The 14,248-nt window shown below is 63.3% G+C and carries 12 protein-coding genes and 1 pseudogene; 2 read left to right on the forward strand and 11 right to left on the reverse strand.

Going from position 1 to position 14,248, the window contains the following annotated elements; all coding sequences use genetic code 11:
- Position 1: 1 nt before the first annotated feature.
- Positions 2-1,255: an FAD-binding oxidoreductase gene (locus tag EN879_RS07305; protein ID WP_245493805.1), complete on the forward strand. Its 1,254-nt coding sequence runs from the start codon at positions 2-4 to the stop codon at positions 1,253-1,255.
- 56 nt (positions 1,256-1,311) lie between these two features.
- On the opposite strand, the gene EN879_RS07310 is transcribed toward EN879_RS07305, so the two are convergent.
- From EN879_RS07310 to EN879_RS07360, 11 genes are all read right to left on the reverse strand, one after another.
- Positions 1,312-2,580, reverse strand: a complete 1,269-nt coding sequence (locus tag EN879_RS07310) for a D-tagatose-bisphosphate aldolase, class II, non-catalytic subunit (RefSeq protein WP_032898842.1) — start codon at positions 2,578-2,580, stop codon at positions 1,312-1,314.
- Positions 2,580-3,566, reverse strand: a complete 987-nt coding sequence (locus tag EN879_RS07315) for a sugar kinase (RefSeq protein ID WP_063170080.1) — start codon at positions 3,564-3,566, stop codon at positions 2,580-2,582. Before EN879_RS07315 ends, EN879_RS07310 begins: the two co-directional genes overlap by 1 nt.
- 37 nt (positions 3,567-3,603) lie before the next feature.
- Entirely contained in the window at positions 3,604-4,821 is a 1,218-nt protein-coding gene (locus tag EN879_RS07320; RefSeq protein WP_024502254.1) for an ROK family transcriptional regulator, read from the reverse strand.
- A 170-nt stretch (positions 4,822-4,991) separates the two neighbouring features.
- Entirely contained in the window at positions 4,992-6,005 is a 1,014-nt protein-coding gene (locus EN879_RS07325) for a substrate-binding domain-containing protein (protein WP_063170467.1), read from the reverse strand.
- Positions 6,006-6,049: 44 nt separating this feature from the next.
- Positions 6,050-7,018: an ABC transporter permease gene (locus EN879_RS07330; protein WP_032898845.1), complete on the reverse strand. Its 969-nt coding sequence runs from the start codon at positions 7,016-7,018 to the stop codon at positions 6,050-6,052.
- 31 nt (positions 7,019-7,049) lie between these two features.
- A complete protein-coding gene (locus EN879_RS07335) occupies positions 7,050-8,573 on the reverse strand; it encodes a sugar ABC transporter ATP-binding protein (RefSeq protein WP_063170081.1) in 1,524 nt (507 codons plus the stop codon).
- 61 nt (positions 8,574-8,634) lie between these two features.
- Positions 8,635-9,522, reverse strand: a complete 888-nt coding sequence (locus EN879_RS07340; RefSeq protein ID WP_013530264.1) for a sugar phosphate isomerase/epimerase family protein — start codon at positions 9,520-9,522, stop codon at positions 8,635-8,637.
- Positions 9,523-9,938: 416 nt separating this feature from the next.
- Positions 9,939-10,568, reverse strand: a complete 630-nt coding sequence (locus EN879_RS07345; RefSeq protein WP_082826650.1) for an HAD family phosphatase — start codon at positions 10,566-10,568, stop codon at positions 9,939-9,941.
- A complete protein-coding gene (locus EN879_RS07350; protein ID WP_063170083.1) occupies positions 10,568-12,088 on the reverse strand; it encodes an FGGY-family carbohydrate kinase in 1,521 nt (506 codons plus the stop codon). The genes EN879_RS07345 and EN879_RS07350 overlap by 1 nt, the downstream gene beginning before the upstream one ends.
- Positions 12,089-12,251: 163 nt before the next feature.
- On the reverse strand, positions 12,252-13,052 hold the full coding sequence (locus tag EN879_RS07355) for a BtpA/SgcQ family protein (protein WP_024502261.1): 801 nt from the start codon (positions 13,050-13,052) through the stop codon (positions 12,252-12,254).
- Positions 13,053-13,091: 39 nt separating this feature from the next.
- Positions 13,092-13,952, reverse strand: coding sequence for a DeoR/GlpR family DNA-binding transcription regulator (locus EN879_RS07360; RefSeq protein WP_063170084.1), 861 nt, complete (start codon positions 13,950-13,952; stop codon positions 13,092-13,094).
- A gap of 166 nt (positions 13,953-14,118) precedes the next feature.
- Between EN879_RS07360 and EN879_RS39780 the strand changes: the two are divergent.
- Positions 14,119-14,248 (forward strand): annotated as a pseudogene (locus tag EN879_RS39780) (3-ketoacyl-ACP reductase); the annotation flags it as partial.

Here is a 14,248-nt window from a genome sequence, read left to right on the forward strand (position 1 = left end):
CATTGGCGTGACCACGGCACTGTTCCTGGCGCGGCGGAACGTCTCGGTGACGCTGCTGGAAAAGGGACGCATCGCCGCCGAGCAATCCTCGCGCAACTGGGGCTGGATCCGGCAGCAGGGCCGCGATGCCGACGAACTGCCGATCGTCATCGAAGCGCAGCGCCTCTGGCGGCAACTGGCACAGGAATGTGGCGAGGACATAGGACTGAAGCAGACGGGCGTTACCTATCTTGCGCGAACAGACAAGGAGATGGCCGGCTTCGCGAAATTCCTGAAGATCGCCCAGGCTCATGGCGTCGACACGCGTCTCCTCGACCAGGGTGAGCTGGCAAGCCTGATCCCGGCCATGTCGCGACTGTTCAAAGGCGCAATGATCACTCCATCGGACATGCGGGCAGAACCTTGGGTCGCCGTGCCCGCGCTTGCTCGCCTGGCGGCCCGCGAAGGCGCGACGATCATCGAGAATTGCGCGGCACGTATGCTCGACATCTCCGCGGGACGCATCAGTGGCGTCTGGACCGAGAAAGGGCTCATCGCGGCCTCGAGCGTCCTCGTCGCCAGCGGCGCGTGGACGTCGCTGTTCCTGCGCGCCCACGGCATCTCGATTCCGCAGCTCAGCGTCAGGGCGACTGTCGCTGCGACAGCGCCGATGGCGGAAATCCACGCCGGTGCCGCCGCGGACGAACGCATCGCTTTCCGGCGCAGGCAGGATGGCGGGTACACGCTCGCATCGGGAGGCAGCAGCCAACTCTACATAGGGCCGGACGCATTTCGCCATGCAGGCAAATATGTCAGCGCCCTGATGGCCAATCCGTTCGGCACACGCTACCTGCCGGCCGCGCCGCGAGGCTACCCGGACGGCTGGTCGACCCCGCGCAGCTGGAACGCGGATGAAGAAAGCCCTTTCGAACGGATGCGCGTCCTCAATCCGGCTCCCGAGACGTCGGCGCTCCGCGCCATCGACGGCGGGTTCAGGGAGCTTTTCCCTCAGTTCACGACCGTACCGCTCAAGGCGAGCTGGGCGGGCATGATCGATGCGATGCCTGATGTCGTGCCCATCGTCGATCGCGCCGCTGCGTTCCCAGGCCTCGTTGTCGCGACCGGGATGAGCGGCCACGGCTTCGGCATAGGACCCGGAATGGGCCGCATCCTGTCCGATTTGATCCAGGGCAACGAGACCGGGCACAATCTCCACAGGTTCCGTCAATCCCGTTTCAGCGACGGCAGCCCGATCCGATTGGGACCATCGCTGTAAGTATTTCTGCCGCCCGCCAGCCCATCCGCTCTGGCCTTGAAGAACCGGACGAGGGCTCAGGTGCCGCATGCCCGGGCGTAGATCTCGATGCTTCGCTGGACGTGATCGATCGCGATCTCCTCGACGTCGCAGCCGCGGGCGGCCCAAGCGAGCGCCGAAGGCAGGTGCTGGAGAAACAGCGTCACCGGCACCTTGCGGCCCTTCAACGCGTCGAAGAGCCGGTCGCAGGCGGCACGGGCTTGCGGGGTCGCCCAATAATATCGGATGCGATCGGAATAGGAGTAGTGGCGCAGCGTCCGCTTGTCGGCATCGCTGCCATGATAGTGGCTTGCCCAGTTCTTGGGCGCGGCTTGCATCAGCTCTTCCATGGCCTGATAAAGCGGCCGCTGGCCATAGAAAGGCACCAGATCGGAAGCGATCAGGTCGAGCGCGTACAGCGCCTCGCGCAGTTTGAAGGTCAGCTCGGGGCCGACCTTGAGGATGGCGAAGCCATCTTCGACGAGTTCACGCAGCGGCCTCTCGCCCTGATAGTCCGTCGAATGCGCTTCGAAAATGAGCGACGGCAATGTGTTCAGAGTTGCCGCCAGATCGCTGGCCTTGGTCCGATCGTAAAAAATCACATTCTGGTTGCCGAACTCCACGCCCGGCTGCACGACAAGCCCGATGACGCGGGAAAACGCGCTTTCAAGCCCGGCGGCCTGGAATGCTTTGGCGTGAATGGCATGTGTCTGGCGAGCCGCCTCCGGACTGGTCGGGGTGATCGCATCCAAAGCGTGATCGGCGCCACCGGGAGGCGGCACCTCCGTCCCGATGATGTAGACCGGGCTTGCCCCGCCGCTCTGCGCGGCCGCCTGTTCCGCGACGCCCGCCATTCTGGCTGCGCGCTCGGCCACCGTATGGTCGTCTAGCGTCGCCGGTTCACCCGCGCAGCCCATCGATGCATCGAGATGGATCTTGCGGAAGCCGGCGCGGACATAAGCATCGACCATTGTCCCGGCCTGCGCCATCGCCTCCTCGGCGGGCCGGTCTTTCCAGGGATTGGGACCGAGATGATCCCCGCCAAGCACGATCAGCTCTGTCGGGCACTGCTCGACTGCCGCGAGCGCTTTCACCATCGCCGCGAAATCGGACGGCGTCATGCCCGTATAACCGCCCAGATGATTGACCTGGTTGCACGTCGCTTCGATCAGGACGGTGGTGCCGGTTTCCCGGCCGTGGCGCAGTGCAGCTTTGAGCACCAGGGGGTGCGCCGAGCACACCGAGGTTACCCCGATTTTCTTTCCTTCCCTGTGCAGGCCCGGCACATCTTCGATCGCCACACGCATCAGCTTCTTCTCGCCGTTCTTGCCATGAAATCTTCCAGTTCGGCCCGCGTGCCGGCTCCCTCCATGGGGCCGAGGCGTGTGACGTTGCGCGCCCCTGCCGCATTGGCGAATTCGAGCGAAGTCCGCAGCGGCATCCCCAACCGCCGGCATGCGACATAGGCTCCGCCGAAACAGTCGCCGGCGCCGGTGGGGTCCGTTTCCTCGACGATGAGGCCGGGACAATCGGCACTGGCGCCCGTGCTTTGACGGGCTGACGCGCCATGTTCGCCACGCTTCACGGCGATCTCCTTGACCCCTCGTTTGAACAGCGCCTCGATTGCGCGTTCCTCGCCATCCATGCCGGCGGCCAGGAACAATTCATTGCCCGACGGCAGCAGCAGGTCCGCTTTGTCCACCAGGCTCGCGAATTTCTCCTCGGTCTGGCCGTGCGCCAGCAATTCTTTGCGCAGGTTCGGATCGAGCGACATGGTGCCGCCGCGTGCCTTGATCAGCGGGATCGCGCGTTCGGTGATCGCCCAGGCCGCGGGGCTTGCGAACACCGTTCCCATGACGTGGATATGCCCGCAACGCGCGATCAGCGCCTCGACCTGCGGGGTCCATTCCAGTCGAGCGGCGGCGGATTTGGCGATGTTGTAGACGAAATCGCGGCTTCCGTCCGTGCGGTAGCGGACAAAGGCGCTGCCCGTCGGATAATCCGCGGAAACAGCGATGGCGGAAGTGTCTACGCCGTCTCGCTTCAGGCGCTCCATGTTGACCGCGCCGAAATCGTCGTCGCCCACCACGCCCACCATTGCCGCCGCTCCGCCCATACGCGCGCATTGATCGATGAAGATGGCGGGCGCGCCACTCGGAAAGGGGCCAATGAGGTCGATCGGTTCCCGGAAACCGGTGCCTGTCTGCCTCGCGACGATCTCTACCAGGATTTCTCCAATCGTCACGGTTGGCCCGAGCGAGTCCGGTGCAAGCGTTTGGGGGAGGTCGTTCATCAAGCGTCCAATCCTAGGTGTGGTGTCGTTTGCGGTTTCACGACGCCGAGGCGTCTGGACCGGAAACCGCGTCCTTGTTGAGCATCTGGTTGTCGAGCGACATGAAGCGCTGATGCATCATGCAAGCGGCTCCGAAGGCAGCTCCATAGATGGCGCTCTCGTTGAAAACGATCTCGGGGATAGGAAAGGTCGCGGCCTGGAGCTCGCGGATATGCGCGTCGACCCGTGCGGCGACCAATGGATACAATTCCGCGACGGACCCGCCCAGCACGATGCGGTTCGGGTCGATCAGCCGCGAGATCTGCACGACTGCAAATGCGAACAAGACAGCCCATTCTTCGGCGAGCTGCACCGCTTGAGGAACACGATCGCGGACGTCACGCAGGAACAAGTCCAAGTCGGCGTCCGGCCTGTACTGGCGATAGGATGACAGGATGCGGTCGCGCCCGAAGGCCTGCTCCAGATTCCGGTATGTCGGGTTCCGTGTCTTGAGGTGGCCGACTTCTCCGGCCAGGCCATTGCCGCCGCGGAACAACTTGCCGTCGATGACAATTCCGCCACCGACACCGTTCTCGATGACCATGAAGAAGGTGACGCCGCTCGCCGCTTCCGGCTGGCTGTATGTGATGCCGATGCCGAATGCGTTGCCGTCATTTTCCGCGGATACCGGGATCTCGGCCGGAAGAAGGCTGCGGGCAAGGCCTGTGAGATCGACATTGCGCCACCCCAGGATCGGTGCGACGTGGATGAAACCGTCCTGGTTCATTTGTCCGGGCACCGCGATGCCGATGCCCTGACATCGCGCCAGGCTATCCTTCCGCATCTCGAGAAACACCTGTTCGATCGCCATGTGGACCGCGGCCTCCGGATCGCTGTCGTGTCCTTCGAAGCGCGTCATGGCGCTGCGAACGATCTTGCCCGCGAGATCGATCTCGACGCATGTCATATGTTCGACACCGATCTCTATGCCGGCGAAGAAAACGGCTTCAGGCACGATTTCCACGAGGATACCCGGTCTTCCGGCCCTGGGCTGGCCCGCCGGATTCGCGACATCGTTCTCCGCTACTTCGCGAACGAGTCCGGCCTCGACCAACTCCAGGACGATATTGCCGGCGGACGAGCGGTTGACCCCCATATGCCTGGCGAGATCGGCCCGGCTCAAAGGGCCGAAGCGGTGGAGCGCGTTCAGCGTCGCTACCGAATTGCTCTGGCGGATCCTGCGAGGCGAGCTGCTGGCGAAGGTTACATGGTTCATGGCGGACTCCGCATGTTCGTTCCCAGCCTATACTTCACCCGAGCTTGTTTTTCCTCCGGCAACGCAAAGTCCTCAAAGAATGAACCGCCTGATGTCGGAAGCAAGCAATTCCCGCTGCGCCGGACGCGAAGGAGAATGCCGCGAGCGAGCGGCATCCTCCTGTTGGAGCGTCAATTGCCGACAAGCACCTTGTCGACATTCTCGGAGGTCACCGCCAGCCACGGCACGTAGTAATGCTGGTCCTTGCCGTCGTTCCAGGCGAGCTTGCCGCCGTTTACGTCCCAGACAGCCGCGCGCGGCTTGTAGCTGTCGCCGACGATCTTGTGCAGCGCGAGGTCGATCGCCCCTTGCGCCTGTCCGTTGGCATCCTGGAGGATGGACATCGACTGTTCGCCACGCTTGACGGCTTCAAGCGCGTCCTTGATGCCGTCCACGCCGGCGACCGGAACCGTCTTGGGATCCAGGCCGTGGTTGCGGATGCCCTCGATGGCGCCGACGGCCATCTCGTCGTTTTCGGCCAGGACGCCCTGGATCGCATCGCCATGCGAGGTCAGGAAATTCTCCATCAGCGTGATGGCCTCGGCGCGTGACCAGTTGGCGGTGTTCTGCTCCAGGATGGTCACTCCGGGATTTTCCTTCAGCACCTTCTGGATCCCTTCAAGCCGCTGTACCTGGGCCGACTGGCCCAGCATCCCTTCCAGGATCACGACCTTGGCCTGCGGGCCGGCCTTGTCGATCACCGCCTTGGCCAGCATTTCGCCGGCCTCGACATCGTTGGAATTGATGTAGGCGTCGTAGAGCGCGGTGTTGGAAACCATCGTGTTGGAGCCGAACACCGGGATGCCGGCTGCCTTCGCGCGCTCGATCGGTTCATTGCCGGCGTCGATGTCGACCGGGATGAAGATGATCGCGTCGTATTTTTCGGTGATGGCTGTGTCGAACAGGTTCGACTGCGTCAGCACGTCCTGGCGACCGTCGAGAACTGTCAGCGCGGCGGTACCGTCCGCAAGCGCGGGGTGCGCCTTGGCGGCATCGGCCCACAGAACATTGTACTCGGTGTTGAGGCTCTGGACGATCGCCGCGATCTTCAACGTCTTGGCGTCGGCCGAACTCCCCCCGAACACCATGCCTGCAAGGGCAAGGCCGGCCGCTGCTCCCATCAGGAAGCGTCTTGTCGTTTTCATGTGCATTTCCTCCATGTTGCGTGCGGCCGCGCCGCTTGCGCCTGTTACTCTCTCCCGGCTCGGGAGCGGTCGATCAGCACCGCGAGGACGATGATCGAACCCTTGATGATCTGCTGGTAGTATGAGGACACCCCCATCAGATCGAGACCGTTGCTGATCATGCCGATGATCAGCACGCCCACCAGCGTATAGCCGATGCGGCCGATACCTCCGGTGAGGCTTGTTCCGCCGATGACCACCGCCGCGATGGCATCGAGTTCGTAGCCGATGCCCGCCTGTGGCAGGGCGGACGTGGTGCGGGCCGTCAGCATGACACCCGCGAGACCGGCCAGCGCGCCCATGATGACGTAAACCGAAAAGATGATGCCGGTGGTGTTGATGCCGCTCGTCTTCGCGCTGCGCGGGTTTCCGCCCACCGCATAGACCCGTCTTCCGTAAATGGAGTAGCGCAGGACGATTGCCGCGACAGCGAAGACGACGGCGAAAATGATCACCGGTACCGGTATGCCGAGCACGAGACCCTGGCCGAGCCAGCGGAATTCGAGGCTGAGATTGGGAATCGGGCGGCCGCCGCTGTAAAGCAGCGTCGCGCCGCGCGCCACGCTCAGCATTCCGAGCGTGGCGACGAAGGCCGGCACCTTGAAGTAGGCGATCAGCCCGCCATTGACGGCGCCGCAAAGCGCGCCCACGGCGACGCCGGCCGCGACTGCTAGGAGCGGATTGAACGCATCCGCGCCGGTGACCAGGCTGGCCGCCACGGCGCCGGCCAGCGCCAGGAGCGAACCGATGGAGAGATCGATGCCGGCCGTCAGGATCACGAAGGTCATGCCGACAGCCAGCACACCGTTCATGGAGACCTGCCGCAGAACGTTCAGCAGATTGTTGGTGGACAGGAAGTTCGGCGACGCCAGCGACAACACGACGAACAGGAGGATAAACGAGATGACGATGCCATAACGGGCGATGAACTTTCCCAGGCTCATGCCGCTCATGCTTTGACTGGCGGATACCATTGGATTCTTCTCCACGAAATGGATCGTCTGGCTAGGAAGCCAGATGAACGAGGGTTTCCTGGGTGGCCTCGGGTCCGGCGACCTCGCCTGCGATGCGGCCCCGGCGAAAAACGACGATGCGATCCGCATTGGCGAGGATTTCGGGCACCTCGGACGAGATCATCAGCACGGCGTTTCCCGCCTTCACGAAATTGCCGAGGAAGGCATAGATCTCGCGCTTGGCGCCTTCGTCGACGCCGCGTGTCGGCTCGTCGCAGATCAGGATCCTGGGGTTGGTGTCGACACAGCGCGCAAGGACAACCTTCTGCTGGTTGCCGCCGCTCAGGGATTGGACGGGCAGGTCCGGCGACGCCGTCTTGATGGAGAAGCGCTTGATGTGCTCGACCACGCTCCTGCCTTCCGCCGATCCGTTCATGAAGCCCTTGCGCGCATAATGCGGCAGGTTGGCCACGGTGATGTTGTGGGCGACCGACGCGGTCAGTGACAGGCCCGTCTGCTTGCGGTCCTCCGTGACCAGCGAAATGCCGGCGCCGATGGAATCGGCGGGCGTCTTGAGATCGATGGGCTTGCCCTCGATCAGCACCTGGCCGGAATCCCGCGGCTCGTTTCCGTAGAGCGCATTCACGAACTCGCTGCGACCGGAGCCGAGAAGCCCGTATATGCCGACGATCTCTCCCGCATGAACGGTCATGTCGATGTCGGCGAACTTTCCCTTCGATGCAAAGCCGCGGGCTTCGAGCAAGGGTTTCTGCGGGCCGGTATCCTTCGGTTCGCGATGATGGTCCAACAGGTCGCGGCCGACGATCGACCGGATCAGGCCCTTGCGGTCGATTTCGGAAATCGATCCGCCGCCTACGAAACGGCCGTCGCGGAAGACCGTATAATCGTCGGCGATCTCGAAGATCTCGGTCAGGCGGTGCGAGACATAAATGATGCCTACGCCCTCCGCGGTCAGAGTGCGGATCGCGTCGAACAGCATCTGCGCCTCGCGCTCGCCAATGGCCGAGGTGGGTTCGTCCATGATCAGGATGTCGCTGCGGCGGCTGATTGCCTTGGTGATCTCGACGAGTTGGGCCTGCGCGATCGAAAGATCGCGCAACCGCGCACCAGCGGGGATGTTGAATTTCAACCGCGCCAGGATCGCCTCCGCGTCGCTTAGCATGCACTTGTCGTCGACGAAGAAGCGGCCGCGCCGCTGTTCGCGGCCGAGATAGAGGTTCTCGGCGACGGTCATGTCCAGGAACGGGCTGAGCTCCTGGGTGATGATGGCGATACCGGCATCGAGCGCCTCGGCGGGGGAGGAGAAATTCACCTCCCGGCCTTTCACCGTGACGGATCCGGCGTCGCGCCGCAGCATCCCCATCAACACGCCGAGGAAGGTGGACTTGCCGGCACCGTTGCCACCGCACAAGGCATTGACCGTCCCGGCGCGCAACCGAATCCGCCCGTCGACCAGGGCGGGAACGCCTGCAAAGCTCTTCGCGACATTTTCGGCGCTGAGGAGAAGCGGCGCGGTGGCGCCGTTCTCGTTGGTGATAGCTTCGTTCTGCGTCATCTTCCCGTCCTCCTCGGGATGAGATGGCGCGGGCGCTTGTCGGCCCGCAGCCCTTTCGTCTTCAGGCAGCCTTGTTGATCTCGGCCCGGCGCACGGCTTCTTCCCAACGGCTTTCGATGAAAGCCTTGGCATGCGCGGCGAGCGGATTGTTGTCGGTCCAGGTGTCGCGCCAGATGCCGCACACACGCGACAGGGCTTCATCGACGATGGCGCTGGAGAAGCTCTCGAAGGTGACGTCGCGATTGTGGAAGCCAATGTCCACCAGCGCGGAAAAGATGCTCGCGAAATCGATCGTACCGGTGCCGAGATAGCCGCGGTAGTTCTCGTTGAAGTGGAAATAACCGAGCTTGTCCCCAGCCAGACGGATCGCCTCGGCCTGGCTCGCCTCCTCGATGTTCATGTGGAACGTGTCGAGATGCAGGAAGACGTCGTCGCGGCCGGTGTCCTTGATGAACTTCAGGCCTTGCGCGGTCGTGTTCAAGAGGTTGGACTCGAAGCGGTTCACCACTTCCAGAACGATCTGCACGCCGCTATCCCTGGCCACCTCGGCTGTCGCGGCGATGGCGTCGGCGCTGTTCATCCAGCCGGTTCGCGTGGGCAGCCCGTCATACTTGCCGTGCATCGAATAGAGAATGCCGCCCAATCGGATGCCGCCGATGTCGCGGACCGCCTTGACCGCGTCGGACAAGAGCGCCTTTCCCTTGGTGACCACGGCCTTGTCCTCGCTCGAGACGTCCGCATCCGCCGACAGGCCCATCGTGACCACGATCTCGATGTCCAGTTCCTTGGCTTGCTTCGCCAGGCGGTCGAGGTCGAATTTCTCGGGCCGCAGATAAGCGAACTCGATCAGCCGGTAACCATGATCCGCCGACTTGGCGAGTGCCATTTCCAGGCCCTCCTGGGTCAGGCCGTTTGTCCAGACAAATGAATGGATACCAAGACGCCGCATTCAGATCCTCCGATAATCAGGTTTGCATGTTAAAGATACAAACTTGATCCTGAATGCCTAAAATTCAGCTTCGGCGCAAGAGGAATTCTGGCATTGGTCGGCGCGAGCCAATCATGCCGGATTAAAAAAATGCTGGAAAACAAATGGTTGAGAGGCATCATGGAGATGCGAGAAAATCTTCTCTGACCTATGCGAGAAACGGGATATGCAGCTTTTGACAACAAATATCCCGTCACTTGCGCAGACCGAGCGGCATGGACCGCTCGCTCGGCGAGACGCAAGGCGAATGCGGAACGAGCGGAACCCGGTCCAACGTTCGTTGGTTCCTGCCAAGGCATTCGCTTGGGACCAGCCGGCGGACGCCCGATCCTCCGGCTTGCCCAAGCGCGCACCCGGACGCGGCGACGCGCAAACCCTCAGCCGGGAAACAGGTCCAGGATCGACGACAGACGGTTGGCACTGAGATCGATGTCGCTGAGCGGGCCGCCGCTGGGGAGATAGCCAACCACGAACAGACCGGCGGCCCGTGCGGCCTTGGTGCCGGTGCGGCTGTCTTCCACAGCGACGACGGATCCCGGAGCTATGGCGAGCTGCCGGCAGGCCTCGCGATAGGGCGTTGGGTCGGGTTTGCCGACCGTAACGTCGTCGAGGCTGATTGTGAGGCTCATATGGTCGAGCACGCCGAGCGCATCCAGATTGGCATTGACGACTTGCCGGCCGGAATTTGACACGCAGACCTGCGGGACGCCGCGGTCAGCCAGGGTCCGGATCGTCTCGACCGCCTCGGGGATCGGGATGGCGTCCGCCCGGTTGGCGACGTAGTGGGCATTGATGGCGGCGAGCCACTCCGCCTGGTCAAGCCCGACTGGGAGGCGCGGACGCAGCATTGTCCAGACGTCGCCCATATGGATGCCGCGAAAGGCTTGGTCGGGCAGGTCGTCAAGATCGACGTTCCAGTTGCGGCAGCCGGCGAGGAGAGATTGATGATGCAACGGCTCGCTGTCGATCAGCGTTCCGTCGATGTCCCAGGCGACGGCGCGATACATCACGATGGCGATCCCGCTTTGGTCGCGCCAGGAGCCGATAGGCGTGTATAGAGATCGCGATAGCGGCGGTAACCGTCGCGGTAGATGTCGGCCTTTCGCGGGTCGGGATCGAGCCGGTCGGCGAAGCTGACGAAACCGGAAACGCCCGACCAGTCGTCGGTCAGGCCGGTGCCTATCGCCGCCGTCCAGGCAGCGCCGATGCAGGAGCCGGGGTGCCCGGTCAGGCGTTGGACCGGCTTTTGCAAGACATCCGCGACAATCTGCATCCAGACCTTGCTGCTTGAGCCGCCGTCGGAGGCGAGATAGCGCTCGGTCCGATGGCCCATGTCGTTGAGCACCTCGACATGATGCGCGATGGCAAAGGCATAGGCCTCGAGCAAAGCGCGCCAGACATGGCCGATATCGTGCGAAAGCGTCAGGCCGTCGATCACGCCGCGGGCCGCTGGATCATGGATCGGCGTCTTCTCGCCAAGGAAATAGGGCAGGATGATGAGGCCGTCGGCACCGGCGGGACGCTCTGCCGCCAGCGCATCGAGCCGCTGGTGTACGGAAATACCCTCGGCCTGTGCCGCGGCCATCTCGCCGCCGGCGAAATTGCGTACGAACCAGTTGAGGGCGGAGCCGCCTGTCGACATGCAGCCATTGGGCATGAACAGGCCCGGGACCAGGTGATAATCGAGATACATGCGCGGATCGGGCTTGATCTGATCGGTAGCGATCAGGATATCGACCGAGCCGCCGAATTTCAGGAGGACATCGCCCGGCTTGGCGACGCCGGCGCCAAGCGCGGAGGCGATCATGTCGGCTGCACCGCCGACGACCGGTGTTCCCGCCATCAGGCCTGTCTCATCGGCGGCCTTCGCCGAGACGGAGCCGAGGATCTCATGCGAGGCGATCTTTCGTGGCACGGCCGAGCGCGGTATGTGCGCGAGCGCCACCAGATCGTCGTCGATCCGGTGCGTCGAAACGTCGACGAAGCCGGCCTCCAGCGCCCAGTTCTGCTCGACCGCACGTTCGCCGGTGAGGCGCCAGTTGATATAATCGTAGGAGCCGAAAACGGTGGCGATGCGGCTGAACACCTCCGGCTCGTGACGCTCAATCCAGCGCAGCTTTGCGGTGACGAGCTGTTGGTTGATGCCGTTGCCGGCCTTGGCGATGAAAGCCGTCTCATCGCATTCGGTCCGCAGTTCGGCCACTTCGGCGCCACAGCGGCCGTCGCTCTGCTGGATGCTCGGCCGCAGCACTTCGCCCTTCTCGTTCAGAAGAACGACCGCCGGCAGCATGCCGGTGGTGCCGACCGCCACGATTTCCTCGGCCTTGATGCCGCTGGTCCTGAGCAACTCCTGCACGATGTCGCGGACATTGGTCCACCATTGCGCGGGATCTTCCTCGGCCCAGCCCGCATGCTCGGAATGCAGCGTGACGGGGCGCGAGGCGAGGCCCAGCACCTGATCGGGAAGCCGGATCAGGATGCCGATCGTCGAGGTGGTGCCGATATCGAGACCGAGAACGAACGCCATGTCGAATCCATTGAAATGCTGGGAAGGGCAGGCGGGCGAAACCTGTCTGCCTCGTTGTGTCGCACTGCTCGATACCAGTCGATCATTCCGGACGCCGGCCTGCAACGATCGATATGATCACCGCGAGCCGGCGCGATGGCCGGCATCGCCGTGGAAGCCGTCCTCAGCGCAAAGTGGCGACAACATCCATGAAGCGCTTGACCCGATCGCCGTCGACGGCGTTCCAGGTATTGCCACCGATCTTGAAATGGGTCCCGATCACGACGCCGCTCGCCAGCGAAAGGACGTCGCGGACATTGTCGATGTTCACGCCGGTGTTGGCGAAGACCGGCACGTCCTTGATCGTCTCGCAGACGCTGCGCAGGTGGGACTGGTCGGCCGGCTGGCCGGTGATCGGACCGGAGACGAGGATCGCGTCTGCCATCGACGAGAACACCGCGCTCTTGGCACGCAATTCAATCGGGCGCTGGTCGAGCGAGTGTGCGAACTCGGCATTGATGTTGAAGAGAAGCTTCATGTCGTCGCGACCAAGGTTGTGCCGCAGGCGCGAGGCGGCGGCGCAATCGGGCTCCCACAAGCCCATATCGGAAGCGAACAGGCCGGTGAAGATCTCGCGCACGAAACGGGCTCCGGTGGCAGCTCCGATCGCGACGCTGGCAGTCGGATCCCAGAGATAGTTGACGCCAAACGGCACTCTCAGCTCGGGCTTCACCGCCTGGACGATGGCAGTCATGGCGGCAATGCCCTCGGGCGGCGCCTTGAAGACATAGGGGCGGTCGTTCTCGTTGCCGAACATGATGGCATCGACGCCGCCGTTCTGCAGCTTGCGGATGTCGGAGAGTACGCCATCGATCAGCTTGTCGAGGCCGCCATCGGCATCATAGAGGGGCGTTCCCGGCAGGGCACCGATATGTGCCATCGAGATGACAGCCTTCTTCTTGTCGCCGAAAAATTCAAATACCATCGAGTCTTCTCCTTGGGGATAAAGTGAAAATGGCGCGCCTCAGTCGCGCGTCAGTGGCGGCGCGATGCGCAGGTCGACCTTGGCCGCGGCGAGCGCCGCGACGATCTTGGCCGGCGGCTCGGCATCGGTGATGAGGATGTCGAAGTCCGACAGTGGCGCTATCCGCACCAGCGACATGCGCAGGAATTTGGCGGAATCGCACAGGACGATCTTGGTGCCTGACCGCCTCAGATAGGCGCGCTTCATATCGGTATCATCGAAGGAATAATCGAAGAGGCCGTCCGCTGTGATACCGGAGACGCCGATCACGGCGACATCGAACCACAGCGCCTCGAACTGGGCGATGGCCGCAGGCCCGCCGGTCGACATCTCGTCGGCCCGTACGCGGCCGCCGGCAACATAGACTTCGGGCACACCGCCATTCAGCGCCGCCGCGATCCTGAGGCTGTTGGTGAACACCTTGGCGTGCGGAAGGTCCCTGAGGTGCTCGGCCATCAGATAGGTGGTGGTGCCGACATCCAAAGCGATCGTGCGGTATCCCGAAACCAGCGCGGCCGCGGCCGCGGCAATCGCGGCCTTCGGGTCGCGGCGCTGGCGCAAGCGCGAATCGAAACTCGGCTCTTCGCTGTCCATGGCGACCAGCGGCGGGTTGTCGGCCTCGATCGCGCCGCCATGGATTCGGACCAGCCTACCCTCGCGTTCCAGTTCGACGAGATCGCGGCGGATCGTCATGTCGGAAACGGCAAGTTCGGCCGCTGCCGCGGCGACGGTGAGCGACCCCGTCCGGCGCAGCAAAGCCAGGATGCGTGCCTGCCGGTCGTGCGCGAGAAGGCGCTGACGATCGGCGTCGCGCGGTGCGCCATGCGGCGATGTCTCAGGAAGGGTGGTGTCGTCTGCCATCGATGTATCCGGTGGGTAAGCCGCCGACGAAGCGGTCTGCTGATCTTCACACTACCGCATGATCAAACATTTTCAAACAAAAATATGTTTGCAGTGTTCGATTTTATTGGTATGCATCTCGATATCAACAAAATGCGTTCCGCCATCAAGCAGAGAGAATACGACCATGCCGGCTGTCTCCGTCACGCCTCCCGTGCTTGCCGAACTCGCGGGCAAGCGAGCCTTCGTGACGGGCGGTGGCGCGGGGATCGGCCGGGCGATCGCGACCGCCCTGACGCGGCAGGGCGTCGCCGTGG

This window comes from Mesorhizobium sp. M7A.F.Ca.AU.002.02.1.1, from assembly GCF_003998535.1.
Classification (GTDB): Bacteria; Pseudomonadota; Alphaproteobacteria; order Rhizobiales; family Rhizobiaceae; genus Mesorhizobium; species Mesorhizobium ciceri.

Excerpts from the sequence above, each read along its gene's own strand:
- EN879_RS07310 (WP_032898842.1), bottom strand. The coding sequence starts at position 2,580 with ATGCGTGTGGCGATCGAAGATGTGCCGGGCCTGCACAGGGAAGGAAAG.
- EN879_RS07315 (WP_063170080.1), bottom strand. The coding sequence starts at position 3,566 with ATGAACGACCTCCCCCAAACGCTTGCACCGGACTCGCTCGGGCCAACC.
- EN879_RS07320 (WP_024502254.1), bottom strand. The coding sequence starts at position 4,821 with ATGAACCATGTAACCTTCGCCAGCAGCTCGCCTCGCAGGATCCGCCAG.
- EN879_RS07325 (WP_063170467.1), bottom strand. The coding sequence starts at position 6,005 with ATGAAAACGACAAGACGCTTCCTGATGGGAGCAGCGGCCGGCCTTGCC.
- EN879_RS07330 (WP_032898845.1), bottom strand. The coding sequence starts at position 7,018 with ATGGTATCCGCCAGTCAAAGCATGAGCGGCATGAGCCTGGGAAAGTTC.
- EN879_RS07335 (WP_063170081.1), bottom strand. The coding sequence starts at position 8,573 with ATGACGCAGAACGAAGCTATCACCAACGAGAACGGCGCCACCGCGCCG.
- EN879_RS07340 (WP_013530264.1), bottom strand. The coding sequence starts at position 9,522 with ATGCGGCGTCTTGGTATCCATTCATTTGTCTGGACAAACGGCCTGACC.
- EN879_RS07345 (WP_082826650.1), bottom strand. The coding sequence starts at position 10,568 with ATGTATCGCGCCGTCGCCTGGGACATCGACGGAACGCTGATCGACAGC.
- EN879_RS07350 (WP_063170083.1), bottom strand. The coding sequence starts at position 12,088 with ATGGCGTTCGTTCTCGGTCTCGATATCGGCACCACCTCGACGATCGGC.
- EN879_RS07355 (WP_024502261.1), bottom strand. The coding sequence starts at position 13,052 with ATGGTATTTGAATTTTTCGGCGACAAGAAGAAGGCTGTCATCTCGATG.
- EN879_RS07360 (WP_063170084.1), bottom strand. The coding sequence starts at position 13,952 with ATGGCAGACGACACCACCCTTCCTGAGACATCGCCGCATGGCGCACCG.